General features: G+C 66.9%; 16 protein-coding genes. 7 read left to right on the forward strand and 9 right to left on the reverse strand.

Annotated features, from left to right (window positions below):
• Positions 1-36: 36 nt before the first annotated feature.
• Entirely contained in the window at positions 37-2160 is a 2124-nt protein-coding gene (locus IPM49_15395) for a PKD domain-containing protein (GenBank protein ID MBK9275906.1), read from the forward strand.
• On the opposite strand, the gene IPM49_15400 is transcribed toward IPM49_15395, so the two are convergent.
• Positions 2144-2605: a GNAT family N-acetyltransferase gene (locus tag IPM49_15400; protein MBK9275907.1), complete on the reverse strand. Its 462-nt coding sequence runs from the start codon at positions 2603-2605 to the stop codon at positions 2144-2146. The two genes, IPM49_15395 and IPM49_15400, sit on opposite strands and share 17 nt — an antisense overlap.
• Positions 2602-5709, reverse strand: coding sequence for a UvrD-helicase domain-containing protein (locus tag IPM49_15405; GenBank protein MBK9275908.1), 3108 nt, complete (start codon positions 5707-5709; stop codon positions 2602-2604). The genes IPM49_15400 and IPM49_15405 overlap by 4 nt, the downstream gene beginning before the upstream one ends.
• 294 nt (positions 5710-6003) lie before the next feature.
• Here IPM49_15405 and IPM49_15410 point away from each other — a divergent pair, with 294 nt between their 5' ends.
• Genes IPM49_15410 through IPM49_15420 form a run of 3 tightly spaced genes read left to right on the forward strand, consistent with a single transcriptional unit; the run spans position 6004 to position 8899 of the window.
• Positions 6004-6756, forward strand: coding sequence for a hypothetical protein (locus IPM49_15410; GenBank protein MBK9275909.1), 753 nt, complete (start codon positions 6004-6006; stop codon positions 6754-6756).
• 26 nt (positions 6757-6782) lie between these two features.
• Positions 6783-7766, forward strand: a complete 984-nt coding sequence (locus tag IPM49_15415; protein MBK9275910.1) for a c-type cytochrome — start codon at positions 6783-6785, stop codon at positions 7764-7766.
• Positions 7763-8899: a cytochrome-c peroxidase gene (locus tag IPM49_15420; protein ID MBK9275911.1), complete on the forward strand. Its 1137-nt coding sequence runs from the start codon at positions 7763-7765 to the stop codon at positions 8897-8899. Before IPM49_15415 ends, IPM49_15420 begins: the two co-directional genes overlap by 4 nt.
• Here the strand turns inward: IPM49_15420 and IPM49_15425 are convergent, their stop codons facing one another.
• A complete protein-coding gene (locus IPM49_15425) occupies positions 8900-10381 on the reverse strand; it encodes an NAD(P)/FAD-dependent oxidoreductase (protein MBK9275912.1) in 1482 nt (493 codons plus the stop codon). It abuts the gene before it with no gap.
• A 98-nt stretch (positions 10382-10479) separates the two neighbouring features.
• Between IPM49_15425 and IPM49_15430 the strand changes: the two genes are divergently transcribed.
• From IPM49_15430 to IPM49_15440, 3 genes are read left to right on the forward strand one after another with little or no spacing between them, the layout of a single operon-like run.
• Positions 10480-15009 carry a PKD domain-containing protein gene (locus IPM49_15430; GenBank protein ID MBK9275913.1) on the forward strand — a complete coding sequence of 1510 codons (4530 nt, stop codon included), beginning with the start codon at positions 10480-10482 and terminating at the stop codon, positions 15007-15009.
• A gap of 11 nt (positions 15010-15020) precedes the next feature.
• On the forward strand, positions 15021-16619 hold the full coding sequence (locus IPM49_15435) for a PD40 domain-containing protein (GenBank protein ID MBK9275914.1): 1599 nt from the start codon (positions 15021-15023) through the stop codon (positions 16617-16619).
• A complete protein-coding gene (locus IPM49_15440; GenBank protein ID MBK9275915.1) occupies positions 16609-17613 on the forward strand; it encodes a type IX secretion system membrane protein PorP/SprF in 1005 nt (334 codons plus the stop codon). Before IPM49_15435 ends, IPM49_15440 begins: the two co-directional genes overlap by 11 nt.
• A gap of 6 nt (positions 17614-17619) precedes the next feature.
• Here the strand turns inward: IPM49_15440 and IPM49_15445 are convergent, their stop codons facing one another.
• Genes IPM49_15445 through IPM49_15470 form a run of 6 tightly spaced genes read right to left on the reverse strand, consistent with a single transcriptional unit; the run spans position 17620 to position 24143 of the window.
• Positions 17620-19527: an ABC-F family ATP-binding cassette domain-containing protein gene (locus IPM49_15445; GenBank protein ID MBK9275916.1), complete on the reverse strand. Its 1908-nt coding sequence runs from the start codon at positions 19525-19527 to the stop codon at positions 17620-17622.
• 16 nt (positions 19528-19543) lie between these two features.
• Complete coding sequence (locus IPM49_15450; GenBank protein MBK9275917.1) at positions 19544-20518, reverse strand: phytanoyl-CoA dioxygenase family protein; 975 nt, start codon at positions 20516-20518, stop codon at positions 19544-19546.
• Between the two features lie 48 nt (positions 20519-20566).
• Positions 20567-21217: an SCO family protein gene (locus IPM49_15455; GenBank protein MBK9275918.1), complete on the reverse strand. Its 651-nt coding sequence runs from the start codon at positions 21215-21217 to the stop codon at positions 20567-20569.
• A 25-nt stretch (positions 21218-21242) separates the two neighbouring features.
• Positions 21243-21950: a DUF2490 domain-containing protein gene (locus tag IPM49_15460; protein ID MBK9275919.1), complete on the reverse strand. Its 708-nt coding sequence runs from the start codon at positions 21948-21950 to the stop codon at positions 21243-21245.
• The gene (locus IPM49_15465; GenBank protein ID MBK9275920.1) at positions 21947-22345 is read right to left on the reverse strand and encodes a carboxypeptidase regulatory-like domain-containing protein; all 399 of its coding nucleotides are present in this window, start codon (positions 22343-22345) and stop codon (positions 21947-21949) included. The genes IPM49_15460 and IPM49_15465 overlap by 4 nt, the downstream gene beginning before the upstream one ends.
• 34 nt (positions 22346-22379) lie before the next feature.
• The gene (locus IPM49_15470) at positions 22380-24143 is read right to left on the reverse strand and encodes a long-chain fatty acid--CoA ligase (protein MBK9275921.1); all 1764 of its coding nucleotides are present in this window, start codon (positions 24141-24143) and stop codon (positions 22380-22382) included.
• Positions 24144-24219: the final 76 nt, after the last annotated feature.

Raw genomic sequence — 24219 nt, forward strand, 5'->3', positions numbered from 1 at the left:
ACCGGGGGGCTTACCTTGTCGTCATTCCCTCGGATGATGCGTACGCTCGTGCTGATCGGGATGGTGTGGCAGGCCCTGCCGGCCCTGGCCACGCACATCATCGGTGGCGAGCTGTACTACGTGCATCAGGGGGGCGACAGCTACCTCTTCACCCTGCAGCTGTACCGGGACTGCGGCCCCAACAACGTGAACGGCACCGGTTTCGACGCGCAGGCCGAGCTGGGCATCTTCGACGCATCGGGCACCTACCTGTTCTCGGAGTTCATTCCGTTCCCCGGATCCACGCCGGTGCCGGTGGTGCTCAACAACCCCTGCCTCACCGCGCCGCCCACCATCTGCGTGGAGGAGGCCGAGTACAGCATTGTGTTGGACCTCCCGCCCATCCCGGGTGGTTACGTCGTGAGCTACCAACGCTGCTGCCGCACGCCCAGTATCCTCAACGTGGCCAACCCGGGCGATGAGGGGCTCACCTGCACCGTGGCGGTGCCCGATGTCAACCAGACCGGGGCCAACTCGAGCCCGGTGTTCAACGCATATCCGCCGATCGCCCTTTGCGTGGGGCAGAACATGGTCTTCGACCATTCGGCGACGGACCCCGATGGCGATCTGCTGGTGTACGAGCTGTGCACCCCGTTCACCGGTGGTGACCCCTTCAACCCGATGCCCACCCCGCCTGCCGGGCCGCCGTACACGCCGGTGCTCTGGGCACCGGGGTATTCGCAGGCCTATCAGATGGATGCGAACCCACCGTTGGCCGTGGATCCCGTGACGGGTCTGCTGACCGTGACGCCCAGCCAGATGGGCAGCTACGTCGTAGGGGTGTGCGTGAAGGAGTACCGGGCGGGCGTGCTGCTCAGCGAGGTGAGGCGCGATTTCCGCTTCGATGCGGTGCCCTGCGTGGTCACCATCCTCAGCTCCATCCAGCAGCAGCAGGTCTTTTGTGATGGCTACCTGGTGAACATGGTGAACCAGAGCATCGGTGGCAGCAGTTACCTGTGGGACTTCGGCGATCCGAACAGCAGCACCGACACCAGCAGCCAGTTCGCCCCCTCATACACTTACGGCGACACGGGCGTGTACAACGTGATGCTGATCGTGAACCCCGGATGGCCCTGCGCCGACACTTCCTTCGCATCGTTCGAGATCTATCCTCCCCTGCAACCGGGGTTCACACCGCCACCCATCCAATGCCTTGGCGGCGGACCGGTGCCCCTCACCGTCACCGGCAACTTCACCCCCCAGGCGGGGGTCCTCTGGGACCTGGGGCCGGGTGGATCGCCGCAACAGATGAACGGCCCCTCCATCGCCGCCACCTTCGTGCAACCGGGTGACCAGGTGGTCACCGTCACGCTCACGGACCACGGCTGCACCGACAGTTACACGGACACGGTGAAGGTGTTCCCGCCTCCGGTGCCTTCGTTCACCACGGACACGATGGGCTGCCTGCCCCTGGAGGTACGCTTCGACAACCTCAGCACGGCGTGGACCCCCATGACCTACGCGTGGGACCTCGGCGATGGCACCTCGAGCACGGACAGCCTGCCTGTGCACACGTACACGGTGGAGGGCTTGTACGATGTGGAGCTCACGGTGATGACGGACAGCGGCTGCATCGACACGGTGAGCCTGTTGCGGCCATCGGCCGTCAAGGTGTGGGTTCCGCCCACGGCGGGACTGTACACCAGCACACCGGTGGTGGATGTGCTCGATCCCGATGTGACGATCAACGACGCCTCTGTGGATGCGGACAGCTGGCTGTACACGGTGGAGGGGAACACCTTCACCACGCCCAGCTTCACGTACGCCTTCCAGGAGGCGGGCACCTTCGAGGTGGTGCAGGTGGTGACGAGCGGGTTGGGCTGTCGCGATACCACGAGCATCCGCGTGATCGTCACCGGATCGCTGTTCCATGCCCCGAACGCGTTCACTCCGGATGGGGATGGCCTGAACGACCTCTGGCTGCCGGTGGTGATCGGTGCGCGGGAGTACGACCTGGCCATCTTCGACCGTTGGGGCACGCGCCTCTTCCACACGCAGGACCCCAAGGCAGGCTGGGATGGCGCCGGACTGCCGATCGGGGTGTACACCTACAAGGCGTGGCTGGCCGAGCACGGCCCGGAGCGCTACGAGTTCGTCGGTTCCATCACGCTGGTGCGCTGAGGCGCATCGCGATGTGGGGAATGCCGTCCAGGTCGAAGACATCACCCTGACGTTGGTAGCCATGCGCAGCGTAAAAGCGCTCCAAGTGGGCCTGCGCGGACATGCGACTGTCGATCTTTCCGTAGGTGTGCCTGAGCACGGCGATCACTTCACGCATGAGCTCATGGCCGAGGCCGGTGCCGCGGTGGCCGCTGTCCACCACCACACGTCCCACGGCAGGCAGGCCATCCTCGCCTGGCGGAAGGATGCGCGCGTAGGCCACCACCCGGTCCGACGCATCCCGGCCGATCACGTGCAGGGCACCCTGATCGCGGTCGTCCAGTTCGGGGTACGGGCAGTTCTGCTCCACCACGAACACGTCGGTGCGCAGGCGCAGCAGCGCGTACAGGGTGTCCACATCGAGCGCGTTGAACGGGTGTGTCCGCCAGGTGACCGTGGTGTTCATGCGATGGGTTCGAGGGTTCCGGTGGCGAGGTAGAGCAGTGCCCCGTGCACGGGCGAACCGGTCACTGTGCGCAGCACGTCCATGTACCCGCGCACCTGCTCGGCGTGTGCGGGGTGCGGATGCCCGGTCTTGATGTCGAGCACCCCCCAGCCGTGTGCGGTGCGTACCAGCCGGTCCGGACGGGCACTGCGCCCCTCGCCAAGGATCAGCGGTGTTTCCGTGAGCACGTCGAGCCCGGGTCCGAACCACGGAGCGAGGTCCGATCGGTCCAGCAAGGCCGCGAGGCGGGGCTGCCAGTGGTCACGCTCGTCGGGCCGCAGGTCGCCGCAGGCCACCGCTGCGACCAACGCCGCCTCCATGTCGGCCGCAGTGCGCACCTGTGCCAGCAGGTGGTGAAGGGCTTCGCCGGTCATCCGCCGGTCATCCGCGCCGATCGGGTCGTGATCGCGCACCGTGTCGCGCACCAGCAGCTGGACACCACCGCCGGGCGGAAGCGGTCGCAGCACCGGATCGTGGGTCTCAGGGCGGGATGCTGCGCTGGCCGTGGTCCGATCCCCGATGGTGAGCCCCGTTGCCAGCGCGCCGCCCATCGCCACCAGGTGCTCCAGCAGGGCCTTGGTGAGGGTGTCGCCGTGGCTCTGCGGAACGGCCGCGTACAGGCGCTGTTCGGGGCGGGTGAAGGCCACGTACAGCAGATCGAGCGCGTCCAGGTCCTGCATCGCCAGCTCGTCCGCCACGGCGGGCAGATCGGGGGCTTTGCGGCCCTTGAAGGTGAGCCGGGCGGTGGGAAGCTCCGGTGCCAGGCCGCCGGGGCTGGTCCACACGCTGGTGCTCGTGCGTCCCCCGCCGGACATCCTGGTGAAGGGCACGAGGACCACGGGGAACTGCAGGCCCTTGGCCTTGTGGATGGTCATCACCTGGATGGCGTCCAGCCCGGCGGGGGCGGTGATGGAACGGCCGGCGTAACCGCGTTCCCAGTGCTCCAGGAAGCCCGCAGGGTCGTGGCCGTGGGCCTGCTGGTGTTCGCGCACCGCCTCGAGGAGCGCGTTCAGGAAGGCATCGGCAGCAGGGTCAAGGCCGCAGCGCTCCACATGGCCCAGCACCCGGTCCAGCAGGGTGGCGGCCGCTCGCGTGCCGGGGGGCAGGCAGGTGCGCAGGCGCTGCAGTGCGGTGCCGGGTCCTGTGTCCGCGGGAGGGTTCATCCGTTCCAGTGGCAGCACGCCGGCCTCCACGGCCGCAGCCAGGGCCTGCAGGGCCGTGTGGTCGTCCGCACGCACATCCAGACGCAGCAGCGCCAGCACCAGGTCGACCGCGGCATCGCCCTTCAGCCGCAGACCGTCGGGACTGATCACCGCGTACCCCGCCCGGCTCAGGGCGCGGGCGACCTGCGAGCCCTGTGTGCCGGACCTCACGAGCACGGCGATGTCTCCTGCGCGGTGCCCATCCTCCACGCATTCGGCCACGCCACGCAGCAGCCAGGCCTCGGTCCAAGGCACATCCTCCGTGTCGTCCTTGGTGGGCGGCACCACGTCCAGGCGCACGAATCCGCCCGGTGGCTTGCGTGCCGTCTGCGCCTGCTCGTCGTAGATGGGGCGCAGGGCCTCGGGCAGCAGCTCGCGCAGCCGGTCGAAGAGCGTGTTGTTGAACGCCACGATGGTGGCCGAGGAGCGGTGGTTGTCGCGCAGCGGTTCGATGGGCGCGGCGGAGGCCTTCAGGAACGCCTCGCGGCGGACCCCGTCGGCCAGTTGGTCGCGTCCATGCAGCGCAGGCAGCGCCTTGAACTGACGGACCTCTCCATTGCGCCAGCGGTAGATGGCCTGCTTGGCGTCGCCCACCAGCAGCACCGAGCCTCCGTTGGCCAGGGCGTTCTCGGCCAGCGGGAGCAGCGCATGCCATTGCATCACCGAGGTGTCCTGGAACTCGTCGATGAGGAAGTGCTGGAAGCGTTGGCCCAGCCGCTCGTACAGGAAGGGGACCGGCTCCTCGCGCACCACCCGTTCCACCGCACGGGTGAGGTCCTGGAAGAAGGTGACCCCATCCTCGTCCTTGGCGGTGCGCAGCGCGTCGGCCAGGGCGCGCATGCCGCCCAGCGCCATCAGGTCGCGGCGGATCAGGATCCGCAGCCAGTGGGCCGTGAAGCGGCCTTCCTCCTGCCAGCGCTGGACGGTGGTGAGGGTGCGTTCCAGAAGCGGGGCGAGGCGCTTCAACTCCTCCTGCGCGGCGGCCGTCGCTTTGCTGCTCCACCACACGCCGGTGGCCAGTGGCTTTGTTGCGTTCGTTCCCACCTCGATCGGATCATCCTTGAAGTCGGACAGCTTGGTCAGGACCGACCGGAACCCCGATCTCGTGTGCGCGAGATCCTCGAGCTCCAGGTGAGCTGCCGCCAGTGCGTCCAGGGCGGCGCGGCCCAGCATGCGGGCTTCCCGGCGGAACGCGTGAATGGCGGCACGCAGGGCGGCATCCGTGCGGAGCAAGGCCTCTGCGCTCACGGTGGACAGCTGTTCCAGGTGGCGCACGGCCTCCTCGTCATCGAGCATCTTCGCCAGTTCGGAGAAAGGTGCCGAAGGGTTCCACCGTGCCTCATCCTCCACCAAACGGCTGCACGCCGCCACCAGCACTTCAGTGAGCGCGGGGTCGCGGCCGGCGGCCTCCAGCAGCAGATCCACGGCACGGTCCCGGTACCAGTCCTGGTCGGTGGTCATGCGCAGCTCGTGGTCCAGTTGAAGGTCGCGCGCGAAGGGGCGCACCAGCCGCCGTACAAAGGCGTCGATGGTGGTGATGGACAGGTCGGACCAGTGGTGCAGCATGTGATGCAGCACGGCGGCGGCCCCGATGGCCGCGGCCTTGGGATCCAGGCCATGCTCGGTGCGGAGCGCCTGCAACAGGTCGGCGATGCGCGCATCGTCGTGGGCGCCATCGGCCAGCAGGCGGAGGTAGTGCAGCACACGCTCCTTCATCTCCCCGGCGGCCTTGTTGGTGAAGGTGAGGGCGAGGATGCCGCGGTAGGCGGTGGGCCGGTCGGGGCGGAGGGCCAGCACGAGGTAGCGCTTCACCAGGGCGTGGGTCTTGCCGGAGCCGGCGGAACTGTGCAGCACCTGCAGCATGGGGCTCGAAGGTAGAGGGCCGCCTTCGCCAAGGCTGCGGCGAGCCAGGAGGAAAGCAGCAGGAGGAAAGCGGGAACAGAAAAGCTGGAACAGGAAAGCGGAACCAAGGGAGCACCATGGCGGTCACCTTGAGCGGACCACGCCATCACTTGAACCGTTCGGGCGGTCCGACCGTTGGCTTGGTGATCACAGGAACGTGACCGAACTCACCCTGGCCGGCCCGGCCGGGTCGTACCTTTGGGGGTCAGGCAACGGACCAACGCCTGAACGCATCCTTTCACCAGAACCCATCCCATGCGAACCCTGCTTCGTTCCATCGCGCCATTGACCGCCTCGGTCGCAATGCTGGCCGGCTGCCACAAGCCCTACACGGTGGATGGCCCCGAAGGCTACGTCCGGTTGAAGGTGGAGGCCACCTGGCAGGGGCAGCCGCTCCAGGCCGGAGAAGTGCATCTGAACGTGAGCAACTACCGCACCCAAGTGGAGGTGTTGAAGCTCTACCTGGCCGAGGTGCGACTCACCGGACCCGGTGGAGCATCCGCCCTGACCGACATCGCCCTGTTCGATGCGTTGAACGGTGGTGATGCGTTCGTCTACGCCGCCGAGGCCGGCACCTACAGTGGCTTGCACTTCGGCCTGGGTGTGCCGGTCGACCTCAACACCTCGGACCCTGTGCTCTACCCCGTGGGTCACCCGTTAAGCGTGAGCAACGGCACCTATTGGACCTGGGCCACCGGTTACCGGTTCGTGATGCTGGACGGACGTTACGATACCGATCCCAACGGCACGGGCACCCCCATGAGCCTGTTCTCCATCCACACCGGTATGGCGCCCTGCTACCGGGTGAGCGATCGCGACTTCGCGGCTCCGTTCACCGTGGCAGGGGGCGACACCACGGACCTCGTCCTGCGCTTTGCAGTGGACGAGTTCTTCCACAACCCGATCGACACGATCGATCTGGCGGTGGACCACCAGGCGCACGGGGATAACATGCCTCTTGCCCTGCGGTTCACGGACAACGTGCTCAACAGCATCGTGGTGGAGTGAAGGGTCGGCTGGCGATAGCGGTGCTGATGGTCGGGCTGGCGGGCTGCCGCAAGGATGAACTGCTGCAGCAGGACGGTCCGGTGGAGCCCTTCATCCTCGACCTGCCTGCCTGGATGCCTGCCCCACCGGTGCCGGCGGACAATCCGCTCACCAGGCCCAGCGTGGAACTGGGCAGGCACCTGTTCTTCGAGCCGCGCTTGTCGCGCACCGGCACCTTGAGCTGCGCCGGTTGCCACTTCACGGACCGGGCGTTCAGCGACACGGTGGCCTTGAGCCTCGGGGTGGCCCAGCAGCCCGGGCTGCGCAATTCGCCCACGCTCGCCAATGTGGCCTACCACCCGGCGCTCTTCCGCGACGGCGGCGTGCCCACCTTGGAGCTGCAGGTGCTGGCGCCCATCCACGACGACCTGGAGATGGACCACAGCATCCTCACCGTGGCCGAAGACCTGCGCGATGTGGAGCCCTACCGGAGCCTGAGCCAGCAGGCCTATGGCCGTCCGCTCGATCCCTACGTCATCACCCGGGCCATCGCCAACTACGAGCGCACACTGATCAGCGGCTGGTCGCGCTTCGACCGCTACCTGTATCAGGGCGAGACCACGGCGCTCACCGAAAGCGAGGTGCGCGGCTGGGAGCTGTTCTCCGGCCCGGTGATGGGCTGCACGGCCTGCCATGGAGGCTTCGACCTCAGCGATCACAGCTACCGCAACGTGGGCCAGTACAGCACCTACGCGGACCCCGGCCGGGCGCGGATCTCCCTCGACCCGGCCGACGAGGGCAAGTTCAAGGTGCCGACGCTGCGCAACATCGCGCTCACCGCCCCGTACATGCACGACGGGGCCATGGCCACGTTGGGTGAGGTGGTGGATCACTTCGCCTCCGGTGGCGTGGCGCACCCCAACAAGGATCCGCTGATGACGCCTTTCACCCTCACGGCCCAGGAGCGTGCCGACCTGCTGGCCTTCCTGAACGCCCTGACGGACGAACGCAGCCTCGATCAAGTGCCATGATCGGAACACGCACCCGCATCCTTGCCGCCATCGCCTTCGGGGTGATGGCCATCGCCAGTTGCCGCAAGCCCGGACCGGACCCGCCATCGGGAGGTGGGGGCGGCGGCGGCAACGGGCCCGTCTACGACCCCACGCCCTATCCGCTGGTGACGCCCGCGAACTTCCCGCCGATGGTGATCCCGGCCGACAACCCGATCACGGTGAAGGGCGTGGAACTGGGCCGCTACCTGTTCTACGAGGAGCGCTTGAGCGGCGACAACACACAAAGCTGTTCGAGCTGCCATGCCCCGGCCACGGCCTTCAGCGATGGACCGAACGCCTTCAGCACGGGCATCGACGGCATTGAAGGTCGACGCAACAGCATGGCGCTGATGAACCTCGGTTGGGAGACGAGCTTCTTCTGGGACGGGCGCGAGGCCACCCTGGAGGAGCAGATCCTGCAACCGGTGATCGACCCGATCGAGATGCACGAGACATGGCCCAATGCCGTGGCGAAGCTGCAGGCGGACAGCGCGTACCGGGCGCTCTTCATCCAGGCCTTCAACACCGAGGTGATCGACAGCACCTTGGTGGCCAAGGCCATGGCCCAGTTCCTGCGCACGATGATCAGCGCCAACTCGAAGGTGGACAAGGTGGCGCGCGGCGAGGCGGTGTTCACGCAGCAGGAGCAGCGCGGCTTCATCCTCACCCAGTTGGAGGGTGGCGATCCAGCAGATGGCCAAGGTGGCCAATGGGGCGCGGACTGTTTCCACTGCCACACCCAGGTGGGCGGACTCTTCACCAACGGCCAGTTCGAGAACAACGGCCTGGATTCCATCTTCACGGACCTGGGGCGATACGAGGTGACCGGTGACCCCCTGGACCGCGCCAAGTTCAAGGTGCCCACCCTGCGGAACGTGGCCTTGTCGGGGCCCTATATGCACGATGGTCGGTTCCAGACCCTGGAGGAGGTGATCGAGCACTACAACTCGGGCGGGATCCCCTCGGAGACCATCAGCCCCTTCATGAAGCACACGCAGGGCGGGTTGCAGCTACCAGCGGCGGACAAGGCGGCGTTGGTGGCCTTCCTTAATGCGCTGACGGACCACGACTTCGTGAACGACCCGCGTTTCCAGGATCCGGGCACCCCGTGATCAGGCGGCCTGCTCCACGGCGGCGGGTGGTCGCCAGGTGCGGCTCTGCATGCGATCGGCGAAGACCTCGGGCTTGAAGATGCTGGTGCCCATCAGGATGCGTGCGCATTCCTGAACCCCCTCGATGATGCTGGGGTGGGGATGCACGAGCTCGGCCAGGTGCTGGATGCCCTGACCCATGTGCATGAGCAGGGCCACGGCCTCGATGGCGCTGGAGGCGTGCTCGCCCACCGCGCGCATGCCCAGGATGCGCATGTGCTCGTCGTCCGTGACGATGACCTTGAAGAAGCCCTGGGTGCGGCGCATGGCGATGGCGCGGGCCAGGCAGCTGTAGTCGATGCGGGCCACCCGGTGCGCGATGCCCTGCCGGCGGCATTCCTGTTCGTTGAGCCCCACCCCGGCCACTTCCGGATCGAGGAACATGATCGTGCTGACCTGTCCGTAGCTGATCGGCGCGGGGCGGCGGCCGGCGATGAGCTCGGCGGCATGCCGGCCCTCCAGCTCGCCGAGGTTCACCAGCATGTTGCTCCCGGTGGCGTCGCCCACGACCAGGATGTGCTCCTGAGCGGTGCGGATGCCGTCCACGGCCAGTGCGCCGGTGCGCGGATCCACCGCGAGGCCGGCCAGGTCCAGGCCCAGGCCCTGCAGGCTGGGTGAACGGCCCACGGACAGCAGCGCCTTCTCCACGGTGACACGCTCGGTGGTGCCGTCGGCGTAGCTCAGGTCATACTCCACGCCGTGGGGCATCGCCTCCAGACGCTCCAGCTTGGCGGATCGGTGGATCACCACGCCGTTGCGCTCCAGATTGCCGGCCACCAGCTCGCTGATGTCGGCGTCCTCGAACGGCAGGATGCGCTCGGTGCGGTCGATGAGGTGCACACGCGTGCGTCCCAGGTGGCTGAGGATGGTGGCGAACTCGCAGCCGATGACCCCGGCGCCCACGATGACGATGCTCTCCGGCAGCTCCTCGAGCTGGAAGATGCCGTCGCTGGTGAGGATGCGTTGTTCGTCCGCGGCCAGTCCGGGCAGCGAGCGTGGCTTGGATCCGGTGGCGATCACCACATGGTCCGCCTCGATCACCCGGCGCTGGCCGGCCAGGTCGATGGCCACGTGGTGCGGCCCGATGAAGGATGCGTTGCCGCGGGCGTGCTGGAACAGGCGGCCCTGGCCCTCCAGCAGCTGCATGTGGCAGGCGTAGAGGTACTTGCGCTCGAACACCGCCTCATTCACCGCGCGGGTGATGCCCGACCACGACGGTTGGAAGGGCGGGATGCCGCGGGTGCGCACCATGGCGTTGGTGCCGGCCACGCGCTGGGCGATCTCCCACAGCGTCTTGGACATCAGCGCCCCGTTGTAGATGCCGGTGCCTCCGATACGGTCCTTCTCCACCAGCAGGGTGCGCAGGCCAAGGTCGATGGCGCGCATGGCGGCCGCGTATCCGGCGGGGCCGCCACCGATGACGCACAGGTCGTATCGTTCCATGAGGGAGGGGTGGTGGTCGATGCCCGTTGTACGCCGGTCGAAGGCCAGGGTTCGCGGGTATCCTTCGCCCGGTGGTCGCCGTAGGAAGGGGCGGAATGATGCGGACCAAGAGGAGCTTCGTGCGCGTGGCCGGCCTGCTGGCGGCCCTGTCCCTGGCGGGCCGGGGTCAGGCGCAGTGCCCGCAGCTCTACGACTACTGGGGCAACCCGAGCGACACCGCCGAGTGGTACAGCTGTTCGGGCGGTCCCTTCACGCTGGTGATCGCCTCCCCGCAGAACATCGTCGGCGGCTTCACCATCAACTGGGGCGACGGCAGCCCGCTCCATGTGGGCGGTACGTTGATCGCGCCGGCCACCGTGACGCACGTCTATGCCCCGGCCGTGGCCGAGTACACGGTCACCTTCACGGAGCTGGTGAGCGGATGCGTGGTCACCGGCACGGTGATCATGGAGGAGAGCACGAGCGCATCGATCCAGATCCCTGTGGGCGGCCTCACGCAGGTGTGCGCCCCACAGGCGGTCGATTTCATCAACTCCAGCACCAACGTCTCGCCCAACACGGTGTTCACCTGGGACTTCGGCGATGCGAGCACACAGCTGGTGTACGACCACACCAATCTGGGGCAGACGGTGACGCACACCTACATGCCGGGCACGGTAAGCTGCGAGACCACGGTGCGGCTCTACGCGGAGAACGCGTGCAACACCCTGCAGGGCGGACCGAGCGTGGCCACCTTCAATCCGATCCGGGTGTGGGACATCGACAGTGCACAGATCGCCCCGAGCGCGACGCTGTTGTGCTGGCCGGACCGCACGGTGACCTTCCTGAACGTCACCGACCGCAACTGCCTGCAGCAGGGCAATATCTATCAGCGTTTCGAGTACTGGAACTTCGGCGACTATTGGGGCCAGGGCCAGGACTCGATCATCGACTGGGCGCCCTGGCCGCCCACGTTCCCGCGCACCATCGAGTACCCTGGCATCGGCACCTACGAGGTGATGCTGCTGGACAGCAACTATTGCGGGATCGACACGGCCTATGTGCAGATCACCATCGTGCCTCCCCCCAACGTCGCGCTCAGCGCCACACCGGACACGGTATGTGCCGGGGGCACCATCGCCTTCGACGAGACCACGGGGGGCGGGGCCAACTTCTTCGAGTGGGATTTCGGCACGGGCGCCGGGTTTCAATGGACGGGCGCCGGCGACCAGACGCACACCTACGGGTCACCGGGCACCTTCGTGGTCTCCTACGCCGCCAGCATCCAGGGCGCCACGGCGGGCTGTGCCGACACCGCATCCGTGACCGTCGTGGTGCTGCCGAGCCCCACCGCGGACTTCACCGTGGACCAGGACGCCGCCTGCGATTCGCTCACCGTGGCCTTCACCAACACCTCGGTGAACGCGGTGAGCCATGTGTGGGACCTGGGTGACGGCACGGTCATCACCGCCTTCGAGCCCCCGCCGCATTTCTACGGCACGCCGGGCACCTACACGGTGACGCTGACGGTGACCAACGCCGACGGCTGCCAGGACACCCACACGCACGACATCCATGTGTACGCCCCGCCAAGCGTGCAGATCGGGGCGCAGAACGTATGCGAAGGTGTGGCAGCGCAGTTCTCGGACCAGACGGTGACCGAACCGGGCAACCCGGTGACGCAGTGGGCCTGGGACTTCGGGGATGGCAGCACCTCCACACTTGAGGATCCGACGCACCTGTATGCAGGCAATGGCGGCTATACGGTGACACTGACGGTGACCACGCCGTATTGCGGAGGCACGGGCTTCCAGAACGTGCTGGTGGAGGCCCTGCCCACGGCGGCGTTCCTGCCGGTGCCGAGCATCGGTTGTTCGCCGCTGGACGTCCAGTTCACCAACACCAGCACCGGTGCAGTGAGCTATGCCTGGGACTTCGGGGATGGCGGCACCAGCACGGCCACCGCACCGCTGCACACCTTCATCAATGCGGGTCCCACCGATGTGGTGGACACCGTGACGCTGATCGCGAGCACCTTGTTCGGTTGTGCGGACACGGCCACCGCACTGATCACCGTGGCGCCTCCGGTGGTGGCCGGGTTCACGCACAACGGGCTGCCGGGCTGTGCGCCGCTCGATGTGCAGTTCACCAACACCAGCACCGGAGCGGGCTCCTATGCATGGAACTTCGGTGACGGGGGCACGAGCACGGCCGTGTCGCCGTCGCACCAGTACGTGAACAACACGCTTTTCCTGCAGACGAACACTGTGCAGCTGATCGCCACCTCGGCCGCAGGCTGCGTGGATACGGCCACGGCCACGCTGCTGGTGTACCCGATGCCCCAGTTCACGTTCGTGACGCAGCCGGACAGCGGCTGCTCCCCGCTCACGGTCACCTTCCCCACCATTGTCGGTGCGGTGAGCCACCAATGGGACTTCGGTGACGGCAGCACAGGGACCGGGGCCTCGCCGACGCACACCTACCTCAACACCACATCCGCCCCGGTCACCTACCCGGTGACGATGATCGGGGCCAATGCCTTCGGCTGTGTGGACACCACCTACGACCAGGTCACGGTGTTCCCCGTGCCTTCGGCGGCGTTCACGACCGACCTGCAGCAGGGCTGCCACCCGCTCACCGCACAGCTCACCAACACGAGCCTGGGTGCGGTGGACTACGCGTGGACCTATGGCGACGGCAGCCTGTCGGACACCACCGCCGCCGTGCACCCGCATACGTGGTCGAACTTCCAGGGCACGCCCCAGACGTACACCATCGGGTTGACGGCCACGAACGTGCATGGATGCAGTGCGGTGGCCAGCGGCCAGGTGCAGGTGTTCCCGGCGGTGATCGCCCAGTTCACGGCGGACACGGTGGGCTGCTCGCCCTTCGACCCGGACCTCGCCAACCTTTCCATCGGGGCCACGAGCTACTTCTGGACCTTCGGTGACGGCGGGGCGAGTTCACTGGCGAGCCCGGCGCACACCTACCTCAATCAGGGGCTGAACGACGTGGTCTTCACCCCCACGCTGGTGGCCACCTCCTCCTATGGCTGCAGCGATACGGCCCAAGTGGATGTGCTGGTGCATCCGGCTCCGATCGCCCAGTTCGTCCCCAGCGCTCTCGCGGGCTGCCAGCCCTTCCCGGTGAGCGTGCAGGACCTCTCCATCGGGGCCCTCTCGGTGACCTGGACCTGGGGCGATGGCACGCAGCAGAGCGGGGCACCGGGCAACGCCACGCACACCTATGCCCATGCCGACAGTGTACCGGTATCCTTCACCATCACCCAGGTGGGCACCAGCGTGCACGGTTGCACCGATACCGCGCAGGCGGCGGTGCAGGTGTACCCTGCCGTGACGGCCGCGTTCACCGCCCCGGCCGATGGCTGTTCGCCGCTCGCCTATGCCCCGGTGAGCACGAGCACAGGGGCATCGAGCTACCTGTGGGACATGGGCGACGGCGTCACGCTCGTGGGCACTGCCCCCACGCACACCTATGTGAACGGCACACCCGCGAACCAGACCTGGACGGTGACGCTCACGGCCACATCCGCCTGGGGCTGCACGGATACGGCCCAGCAGACCGTGACGGTGCATCCATCACCGACGGCCCAGTTCCAGGCCACGCCGTTCACGCAGCAGTTCCCGGCATCCACGGTCACCCTGATCAACAACACAGGCCCGGGACCATGGACGCACTCGTGGAGCATGGGGGATGGCGGAACGCTCACCGGGCAGCAGCCGGGTGCGTACACCTATGCGAGCTGGGGGCAGTTCACCATCATGCTGGTGGTGACCGACAACGTGTGCAGTGACACGGCGACGCAGGTGGTGACCATCGAGCCGCCGTATCCGACCGCCGCGTTCATTGGATCGGGCGAGGGCTGTGCGCCGCTCACGGTGCAGTTCACGAACACCTCCCTGCTCGGCGAAGGCTACCTGTGGAACTTCGGCGACGGCGGTTCGAGCACGGCGGACAACCCGGTGTACACCTACACGCTGCCGGGCACCTACACCGTGATGCTCACGGCCTATGGTCCTGGCGGTACGGTGAACACCGCCGTGCACGTGGATTCGATCGTGGTGCGACCCAGCGCCACCGCCTACTTCGTGCTTCAGCCTGAAGAGGTGGTGGTGCCGGGACAGCCGGTGTATTGCTACAACCTGAGCGGTAACGCGGACAGTTACTGGTGGGACTTTGGTGATGGCACAACAAGCTCGGTGCTGAACCCGGTGCACACCTACACGGACCCGGGCAGCTACACCGTGAGCCTGATCGCCAACAACGCCTGGAACTGCCCGGACACCTTCGTGGTGGCCGATGCGGTGACCGGCATCGCCTCCGGTGCCATCGCCTTCCCGAACGCGTTCACCCCGAACAGCGACGGGCCCACGGATGGCCTGTATGACCCGAACTCGATGAGCAACGACTTCTTCTTCCCCGTGCAGGAGGGTGTGGAGGACTACCACCTCCAGGTCTTCAACCGCTGGGGCGAGCTCGTCTTCGAGACGTTCGATGTGAAGCAGGGCTGGGACGGTTTCTACCGGGGCCAGCCCGCCAAGCAGGACGTGTACGCCTGGAAGGCGCGTGCCCGCTTCAGCGACGGCCGCGAAGAGACCTTGAAAGGCGATGTGACCCTCATCCGATGAACCTTGAACGCATGCGCGAACGCTACCTGATCCCCGTATTGCTGCTCTCGACCGCCCCGCTCACCACATGGGGCCAGGCCAACTACACCCGTGTGCACAACCGCATGCTGGACGAGGCCAAGATGTTGCTGGCCGTGGAGGACCATGTGGAGGCGGCCAAGATCTACCGGCGGCTGGAGAACGTGGACACCACCTTCGCCGAGGTGGCGCACGAACTGGGGCTGTGCTACGCCCAGATCCCCGGAGCACGCCACAAGGCCGCGCCGCTCTTCGAACGGGCGTTGCGGAACGGGCACCCTGAAGCGCTCTACCACCTTGGGCTCGCGCGGCACCGCCAGGAGCGCTTCGACGAGGCCATCGATCTGCTCAACCGCTACAAGGCCACCAAGCACAGGCTGGTCGACGATGCCGAGGTGGACCGGTCGGTCGCCATCTGCCGCAACGCCAAGGCACTGGTGCGCACCCCGGTGGACCTGACGGTGCGAAACCTCGGCGCGCTGATCAACTCCCCGGCGCACGACTACTGCCCGCTGGTGACCGCCGACGGGAACACGATGTACTTCACCTCGCGCCGCGAGGGGACCACCGGCGGCCTGAAGGACCCGAACGGCCAGTGGTTCGAGGACATCTACATGGCGCGGCGCGTGGACGAGGTCTGGTCGAACGCTGTGAACGCCGGCGTACCGCTGAACACCGCCCTTCAGGACGCCACGGTGGGTCTGTCCGCCGATGGCACCAGCATGATCATCTACCGCACGGGTCAGGGCCTGGTGAGCGGCGACCTGTTCGAGAGCAAGCGGTCGGTGGCCCTGTGGAACATGCCGGAGCTGATGACCGAGCGCATCAACAGCGAGCACCACGAACCGAGCGCCACCCTGAGCCCGGACGGTGAGGAGATCTACTTCACGAGCGACCGGCCCGGCGGTTTCGGAGGCCGCGACCTGTACCGGATCCGCCGCCTGCCGAACGGGGAATGGAGCCTGCCGCTGAACCTGGGTCCCACCATCAACACGCCGTTCGATGAGGACGCGCCCTTTCTGCACAGCGATGGGTCCACGCTCTTCTTCAGCTCGAACGGACATGGCACGATGGGCGGATACGACATCTTCAAGAGCGTGATGCTGGACCACGACCAATGCAGCTGGGGTGATCCGGAGAACATGGGCTACCCGTTGAACACGGTGAACGACGACATCTATTTCTGCCTGAGCGAGGACGGCACCACCGGTTATTTCTCCTCGGAGCGGCCCGGTGGACTGGGCGCACAGGACATTTACCAGGTCATCTTCCCCAGCAGCCAGCTGGAGTTCTTCATTGTGCGCGGCATCGTGGCGGACCATCGCGACGAGCCCTTGCGGGCGCGGATCGTGGTGGAGGACGAGGCGCGTGAGGAGATCGTCGGGGTCTACAACACCAACGCGTCCACCGGCCGCTACCTGATGGTGCTGAAGCCCGGCGAGCGGTACCATCTGCGCACCGAGGCCGAGGGCCATGCGGTGGTGGAGGAGGTGTTTACGGCGACCGCACCCGACCACGGTCGCGAGATCAGCAAGGAGACCCAGCTGCTGCCCCTGGAGCAGGTGGAAGGCATGACCCGGAATGAGCGGTAAGCGATCCACGCTGCTGGCCCTTCTGATGGGTACTGCGGCCTGCGCACTTGCGCAGGACCCGCAGTTCACCCAGTTCTACGCCATGCCCACCTACGTGAGCCCGGCCTTTGCCGGCACGGGGTTGCAAAGCCGGTTCGGGCTGGCCTGGCGCGACCAGTGGCCCAGCATCCCGGGCGCCTTCGTGAGCTACAACGCCGCGTGGGACCACTACATGCAGAACCTCAACAGCGGGGTCGGTCTGCTGATGACGCATGACCGGGCCGGCACGGGCGCTCTGCGGTACACCAGCGTGGCGGCCCAGTACGCCTATGAGATCGAGCTCAAGCGCAAGGTGTTCATCCGGCCGGCGATGCAGTTCGGCTTCGTGAACCACGCGGTGGACCTCAGCAAGCTCACGTTCGGCGACCAGCTGGCCCGCGGTGGTGCGGTGCCCACCCAGGAGTATGCCGATGGACGCAGCATCCGCTACGGCGACATCGGTGCGGGCGTGCTCTTCTTCACCCCGAAGCTCTGGCTGGGCGCCTCGATGCACCACCTCAACGAGCCCAACCAGTCGCTGCTGTTGAACGAAAGCAAGGTGCCGCGGAAGTTCAGCCTGCACGGCGGCTACCGCATGCGCATCCTGGGCCGGGTGATCAAGGAGCACGCCGAGCATGTGGTGCTGGCGTTCAACTACCGGGCCCAGGGCCGCTACGACCAGCTGGACATCGGCGCGTACTACGAGCGTGAGCCCTTCTTCGCCGGGTTGTTGTACCGGGGGATCCCGGTGTTCAAGGCCTATGCGCCGGGCTATGGCAACACCGATGCGCTGGCCGTTCTTCTGGGCTTCGTGGTGAAGGACCTGCGGGTGGGCTACAGCTACGACCTCACGCTCTCCCGCCTGGCCGGGCGCACCGGCGGTGCGCACGAGATCACCCTCGGGTACGAACTGGCCGACCGTCGCCGGAAGCGGTCCGTCGCCAAGAGGCGGGTGGTTCCATGCGCCAAGTTCTGAGCGGGATCATCCCGCGCGCTCGGAGAGCTCCAGCCATCGGTCCGTCATCCGGTCCAGGTCCTTGATGGCCTTCTCCAGTTCGATGCTGTGGGCCATCATCGCATGATGGTCGGTGCCACCGGCGGCCATGATGGCGAGCAGTTCCGCCTTGCGGGCCTCCAGCTTGGGCATCTCCTTGTCGATGCGCTGCAGTTCAAGGCGTTCGGCGTAGGTGAGCTTCTTCACACCGGCGGGGGCGTCCGGCCTGGGGGCCTCCGCATCCTGTCCCTTCCGCCGGCCTTTGTCGGCCTTCGCCTTCTCCTCGTTCGCCCGGGCCTCGCGCTCGGCCTCGCGCAGCTCCGTGTAGCTGCCCACCCATTCGGTGATCAGGCCGTCGCCCTTGAACACCAGGAGCTTGGTGCACAGCTTGTCCATGAAGAAGCGATCGTGGCTCACGATCAGCTGGCACGCGTCGAGGTCCATGAGGAAATCCTCCAGCGCGTTCAGGGTGGGGATGTCGAGGTCGTTGGTCGGCTCATCGAGGATGAGCACGTTGGGGTTGCGCATCAGGACGGTGCACAGGTAGAGGCGCCGGCGCTCACCCCCGCTGAGCGTGTCGATGCGCTGGTACTGCTGTTCCTTGTCGAAGAGGAAGCGTTCCAGGAGCTGTGAGGCGCTCAGGGTGCGGCCCTTGTTGAGGGGGATCACCTCGGCGATGTCGCGCACGGCCTCGATGATGCGCTGGTCCTCCTTGAAGGGTGGCATCAGTTGTCCGAAGGTGCCCAGCACCACGGTGTCGCCGATGCTCACCGTGCCCTGGTCGGGGCGCATGCGGCCCACGAGCAGTTCGATGAAGGTGCTCTTCCCGATGCCGTTGGGGCCCACGATGCCGACGCGGTCGCCGCGCTTGAGCGAATAGCTGAAGTGCGATACGATGGGCCGGTAGGACCCCGGCTTTTCCGGTGAACCGAACGCCTTGGTGAGGTTGCGGGCCTCGATGACCTTGCCGCCGAGGCGGTCGGTCTTCACCTCCAGCTTCACCTCGTCGCGGTCGAAGCGGCGCGTTGCCGCGGCCTTGATGTCCTCGAACTTGTCCAGCCGGCTCTTGCTCTTGGTGCCGCGGGCGCGGGGCATCTTGCGCACCCATTCGAGCTCGCGTTTCATCAGGCCCCGCAGGTGCTGCTGGGTGGCTTCGCGCACCTCTTCGGCCAGGGCCTTCTTCTCCAGGTACCAGGTGTAGTTGCCCTTGTAGCGGGTGAAGGTGCCGAACTCCATCTCGATGATCTCGTCGCAGACGTTGTCCAGGAAGTAGCGGTCGTGGGTCACCAGCAACAGGGTGGTGCCGGGCTTGTTGAGCTCCTCCTCCAGCTGCTCGATCATGGTGAGGTCGAGGTGGTTGGTGGGCTCGTCCAGGATGAGCACATCGGGCATGTCGATGAGCACCTTGGCCATGGCCAGGCGCTTCTGCTGTCCACCGCTCAGCGTGTTCACGGATTGCTCCAGGTCGTGCAGGCCGAAGCGGTGGGCGAGGGCCTTCACGCGGGCCTCATGGTCCCAGGCCTTCAGTTCCTCCATGCGGTCGATGGCCTGCTGCAGCGCCCTGCCCTCCGCGTGCTGGGCCAGCGCATGTTCATACGCCTTGATCGCCGCGCTCACGGGGTCGTCGCGGTCCAGCATCTCGTCCACCACGCTGCGGGCGCTGGTCATCAGCACGTTCTGGTCGAGGTAGCCGGTGCGGATGCCCTTGTTGAAGGTGACGATGCCGCTGTCGGGCTTCTCCACGCCGGCGATGCACTTCAACAGGGTGCTCTTGCCCGTCCCGTTGCGCGCCACGATGGCGGTCTTCTGGCCCTTCTCCAGGCCGAAGCTCACGTTCTCGAACAGCTGGCGGGGGCCGTAGCGTTTGCCGAGCTTCTCGACGGAAAGGACGTTCATGGGATCGGTCGCCGGCTCAGTGGTCCTCGTCGATGATGGCCACGCGCTGCGTGAGCTCGTGGTAGCAGAGGACGTCCTCGGCGAAGTAGTGCACGGCCATGCTCTTGCGGCTGGCGTTGGGGGTGGTCATCTTCTTGCCGCCGTGCAGCAGGTTCGCATGCCAGATGAGCACGTCACCCGGACGCGCATGGAACTCATGCGGGGTGAAGCGGCCGTCCTCGATGCTGCGCTGCACGGCCGCTTCATAGTGCGCGTAGGCGTCCTCGCCGATGGTGAAGCGCCCGCCGCCATGGTCGAACCCGTCGTTGAGCAGGTAGGGCAGCTTGTGGCTGCCGGGGAAGTACATCAGGGGGCCGTTGTCGGCGGTGATGGGCTCCAGGGCCACCCAGGCGGCCGCCAGGTAGCCCAGGGGGTAGGTGGTCATGTGGATGCTGTCCGAGTGTGCGGCCTGTTCGCTGCCGGTCTGGAAGTTGATCGTCTGGAACACGTGCATGCGGCGGCCGAGCAGCAGGTCGAGGACGTCGAGGATGCGGCGGTCGGAGGCCATGGCCTTGATGGCCGGGCTCTGCCGGAAGGCGAACATCACCTTGCGACCGGTGAAGTTGAAGTCCACCGCGCCGGTATCGATGAGCTGCTGGAGCTCGCTGTTCACGCGTTCGACCTCCGCGGTGCTGAACACGCCGCGCAGGATGAGGTAACCCTTGTCGGGCCAGTCGATCACGCCCTGCCGAAGTGGTTCGGGCAGGGCCTGCACACGGGGGTCGGCCAGGAGGCGTGCCTGGGCATCGGGCCGGTCCAGCCAGGGGATCTCACCGGGGCGCCGGGGCATGTCGCTGCTGGAGACCGGCAGCAGGGGGCTGCGCACCACGCCGTAGTGGCGGTACATGCGCCGCGCATGGCCGAGCCGCCGGTAGTTCAGCAGGTTCAGCAGCACATAGTTCGCCTTGATGGTGCGAAGCCTGCCGTAGTATCGATCGAGCCACTTGCGCATGGGGGTCGCCTGAAGCGGCGGCAAAGGTAGGCCGGTCCACCGCGCCGGTCAGGGCGTTTCAGCCAGCAACTTCCGCAGGTCGGCGATCAGGCGGTCCACGTCGGCGGTGCTGGTGCCATCATAGAAGCCGCGGATGCGGTGCTGCGGGTCCACCAGCACGAAGTTCTCCGTGTGCACGAAGTCGTCCGGACCGCCATCGCCCTGGTCCAGTGCGGCGAAGTAGCTGCGACGGGCGAGGGCGTAGATCTGCCGGCGGTCGCCGGTGAGGAAGTACCAGCGGCCGGGCAGTGCGCCATGGCGTTGGGCATACTCGGCGAGCACGGGCACACTGTCCATTTCCGGGGTCACCGAATGGCTGAGCAGCGCCACGCGCGGCTCCTCGCGGTAGGCCTCCTGCACACGGGCCATCTGCATGCTCATCTTGGGGCAGATGGTGGCGCAGGTGGTGAAGAAGAAGTCGGCCACCACGATGCGGCCCTCGAGACCGGCGAGCCGCAGGGTGTCGCCCGCCTGGTCCACCAGGGCGAAATCGCTGATGTGGTGCTCGCCCTCCGCGCGGCGCACGGCGGGGTCCACCAGGCGGGGATCGAGCTGGGCGGGGTGGAAGACGGGCAGGCGGTCGTCGCCGCGGAGCAGGAAATAGCCGGCCACGACGGCGATCAGGAAGATGGCCGCGAAGAGGACGAGCCGGACGAGCAGCGGACGGCCGCGGTCGGGATCGGGTTCAGTTGAGCTCAAGGGTGTAGCTGAGGGCGTAGATGAAGCGGTATGACGGAGCGTAAACGTAACGCTCCCGGTCGTGCATCACGGTGATGCCCACCTCATGCTTCTTGCCGGGGCGCCAGGTGGTGCCGATGGAGTACCGGGTGCCGATGTAGCGCCAGCCGAGGTTCCCGGCCCAGGTGAAGAACTCCACGGACACCTCGGGGTCCAGCTTCCATTTGCGGATGTCGTAGACCATTCCGAGGCGGTTGCGGAGCTGGTCGCGCACCTCGCCAGGGTCCAGGAACTCATGCTGGTAGCGGAACCGGTATTCCGCTGTGAAGCGCCCCAGGTCCTGGGAGGACTGCACCTGCACCGAGGTGCGCTGGCTGTTGCGCCGGTCGGCGCCGCGGAAGCTGAAGCGATGTTCGAGGTTCACGCGCAGCAGGTCGTGGAACTTGTAGCGGGCGCCCAGGTCGAGGTAGACCTGCCGGCCTCCGCTGAGGTTCTCGTCGCTGCGATAGCCCGCTTCCACGCCCATGCGAAAGCGCTTGTTGAAGTCCGGCTCCTTCACCCGGGTGTTGTTGCGGAAGGGACGGAACTGCACGCCGATCGAGCCCCAGGCCTCGCTGAGCAGGCGGGGGCGCAGGGGCGAACGCTCCTGGGCGGCCGTGTTCACCGCTGGCAGCACCAGGGCCAGGGCGCAGAGCAGGCGCAGCACGTGTATCACCAGACCTCCACGGTGATGAGGGGCACGTCCACGGCGTCCCGGTTGCCACCGATCTCCACTGTGCGTGACACCAGCTCCACACCGCTCTCGCAGTCGTTGGGGCACTCGCTGTAAGTGAAGATGGTATAGCTGCCCGGTCGCAGCCAGCGGAACTCGTACTCGCCGGAGGGTCCGGTGCGGGTGTCGTCGTCGTAGAAGGAACCGTCACCGTAGCGGATGTACACGCGGTACTCGGGGATGTAGTACGCATCCCCCGTGGGTTGGCCGGTGTTGTCGTTGTAGCCCACGGCGTAGACCTGTCCGCGGATGAGGGCCTTGCCACCCTCCCCGGGCTCCTTGGAGCAGGCGGAAAGCAGGGTGAGGCAGGCGAGCAGGAAGGGGGGGGCGGCGCGCATGCCGCGATGTTAAGCGATCGTAAAGGACCGGCGTTCAGCTGCCGGCGTAAAGGTCCTCCACTTCCCGCGCGTACTTGGCCAGGATGGGCTTGCGGCGCAGCTTGAGGGTGGGGGTGAGCTCCCCGCCGTCGACGGTCCATTCGGCGGTGAGCAGGGCGATCTTCTTCACCTGCTCCCACTGGCCCAGGCCCTGGTTGGCCTTCTCCACCTCGGCCATGATGCGGTCGTGGATGCGGGGCTCACGCACCACACTTGCACGGTCGCCGTAGGGGATGCTCTTCAGGGCGCAGTAGTCCTGCAGGAAGCCGAAGTTGGGCACAATGAGGGCGGCGGGGAACTTGCGGGCCTCCCCGATCACCATCACCTGTTCCACGAAGCGGGAGGCCTTGAGCTTGTTCTCCATCACCTGGGGGGCCACGTACTTGCCACCGCTGGTCTTGAAGATCTCCTTCTTGCGGTCGGTGATGCGCAGGAAGCCCTCCTTGGTGATCTCGCCGATGTCGCCGGTGTGGAGCCAGCCTTCGGCGTCGATGGCCTCGGCCGTGAGCGCGGGCTCCTTGTAATAGCCCTGCATGATGTTGGGGCCCTGCACGAGGATCTCGCCGTCGCCGGCGATGCGCACATGCACCCCGGGGATGGGCCGTCCCACGGTGCCGAAGCGAAGGCCGTCGTTCCGCAGGTCGTTCACGCTCACCACGGGGCTGCTCTCGGTGAGGCCGTAGCCCTCCATGACGGCGATGCCGGCGGCGTTGAACACACGGGCCAGGCGGGGCTGCAGGGCGGCGCTGCCGCTGGCCACCACGCGCACCTTGCCGCCCAGGGCGGCCTGCCACTTGCTGAAGATGAGCCTGCGCGCCACGGCCAGCTGCAGGTCGTACCACGGACCACGCCCGTGCACCTCGTAGCGGTGGCCCAGGTCCAGGGCCCAGAAGAAGAGCTTCCGCTTGATGCCGGTGAGCGTCTCGCCCTTGGCCACGATCTTGTCGTAGATCTTCTCCAGCAGGCGCGGCACGGCGGTGAACACGTCGGGCGCCACCTCGCGGATGCGATCGCCCAGGTCGTCCAGCGACTCCTGGAAGTGGATGCTGACCCCGGTGTACATGTAGAGGTACATCAGCATCCGCTCGTAGATGTGCGACAGGGGCAGGAAGCTGATGGCGCGCGCGTGGTGGTCCACCGGGAACCGGGTGGTGCTGGCGATGGCGTTGCTGAGGATGTTGTGGTGGGTGAGCATCACCCCCTTGGGCCGTCCGGTGGTGCCGCTGGTGTAGATGATGGTGGCCAGGTCATCGGCCTTCACGCGGTCCTTGTAGGCCTGCAGCGCGGGTCGGTCGTCCTCGCGGGCCAGGGCGGGCAGCTCGGACCAGTGGCGGGCACCGTCCACGCGTTCGAAGGTGAAGAGGTGTTCCAGGGCGGGGGCGGTGGTCATGGCCGCCAGCGCCTTGGCGTGGATCTCGGCGTTGGCGCTGAAGCACACGCGGCTGCCGCTGTGCATCAGTACATAGGCGTAGTCCTCGGCGCTGCTGGTGGGGTAGATGGGCACACCGATGGCGCCGATGCGCAGCACGGCCTGGTCCACCAGGCACCATTCGCTCCGGTTGCCGCTGGCGATGGCCACGGTATCGCCGGGTTTCACCCCCAGGGCCATGAGCCCGAGGGCGATCCGTTCGGCGGTGTCGATCAGCTCCTGCGTGCTGTAGCCCCGCCATTGGCCGCCCTCCTTGGTGGCGATGGCCTTGTCCTTGGGGAAGCGGAGGAGCTGGTGCTCGGGGACGTCGAAGAGGCGGGTGACGGTCATGAGGGGTGTGCCTGTGGTCCCGAAGATCGCACAAAACGGACGCGGATCCCGTTCGCCGCTGCTGCGGCCTACCTTC

It is taken from the genome of Flavobacteriales bacterium, from assembly GCA_016715895.1.
Lineage (GTDB): Bacteria > Bacteroidota > Bacteroidia > Flavobacteriales_F > PHOS-HE28 > PHOS-HE28.

Bases quoted from the DNA above. Each gene is read 5' to 3' on its own strand.
- IPM49_15445 (MBK9275916.1), bottom strand. From the start codon at position 19,527: ATGAACGTCCTTTCCGTCGAGAAGCTCGGCAAACGCTACGGCCCCCGC.
- IPM49_15395 (MBK9275906.1), top strand. From the start codon at position 37: ATGCGTACGCTCGTGCTGATCGGGATGGTGTGGCAGGCCCTGCCGGCC.
- IPM49_15450 (MBK9275917.1), bottom strand. From the start codon at position 20,518: ATGCGCAAGTGGCTCGATCGATACTACGGCAGGCTTCGCACCATCAAG.
- IPM49_15465 (MBK9275920.1), bottom strand. From the start codon at position 22,345: ATGCGCGCCGCCCCCCCCTTCCTGCTCGCCTGCCTCACCCTGCTTTCC.
- IPM49_15430 (MBK9275913.1), top strand. From the start codon at position 10,480: ATGCGGACCAAGAGGAGCTTCGTGCGCGTGGCCGGCCTGCTGGCGGCC.
- IPM49_15440 (MBK9275915.1), top strand. From the start codon at position 16,609: ATGAGCGGTAAGCGATCCACGCTGCTGGCCCTTCTGATGGGTACTGCG.
- IPM49_15405 (MBK9275908.1), bottom strand. From the start codon at position 5,709: ATGCTGCAGGTGCTGCACAGTTCCGCCGGCTCCGGCAAGACCCACGCC.
- IPM49_15420 (MBK9275911.1), top strand. From the start codon at position 7,763: ATGATCGGAACACGCACCCGCATCCTTGCCGCCATCGCCTTCGGGGTG.
- IPM49_15435 (MBK9275914.1), top strand. From the start codon at position 15,021: ATGCGCGAACGCTACCTGATCCCCGTATTGCTGCTCTCGACCGCCCCG.
- IPM49_15425 (MBK9275912.1), bottom strand. From the start codon at position 10,381: ATGGAACGATACGACCTGTGCGTCATCGGTGGCGGCCCCGCCGGATAC.
- IPM49_15400 (MBK9275907.1), bottom strand. From the start codon at position 2,605: ATGAACACCACGGTCACCTGGCGGACACACCCGTTCAACGCGCTCGAT.
- IPM49_15470 (MBK9275921.1), bottom strand. From the start codon at position 24,143: ATGACCGTCACCCGCCTCTTCGACGTCCCCGAGCACCAGCTCCTCCGC.
- IPM49_15415 (MBK9275910.1), top strand. From the start codon at position 6,783: ATGGTCGGGCTGGCGGGCTGCCGCAAGGATGAACTGCTGCAGCAGGAC.
- IPM49_15410 (MBK9275909.1), top strand. From the start codon at position 6,004: ATGCGAACCCTGCTTCGTTCCATCGCGCCATTGACCGCCTCGGTCGCA.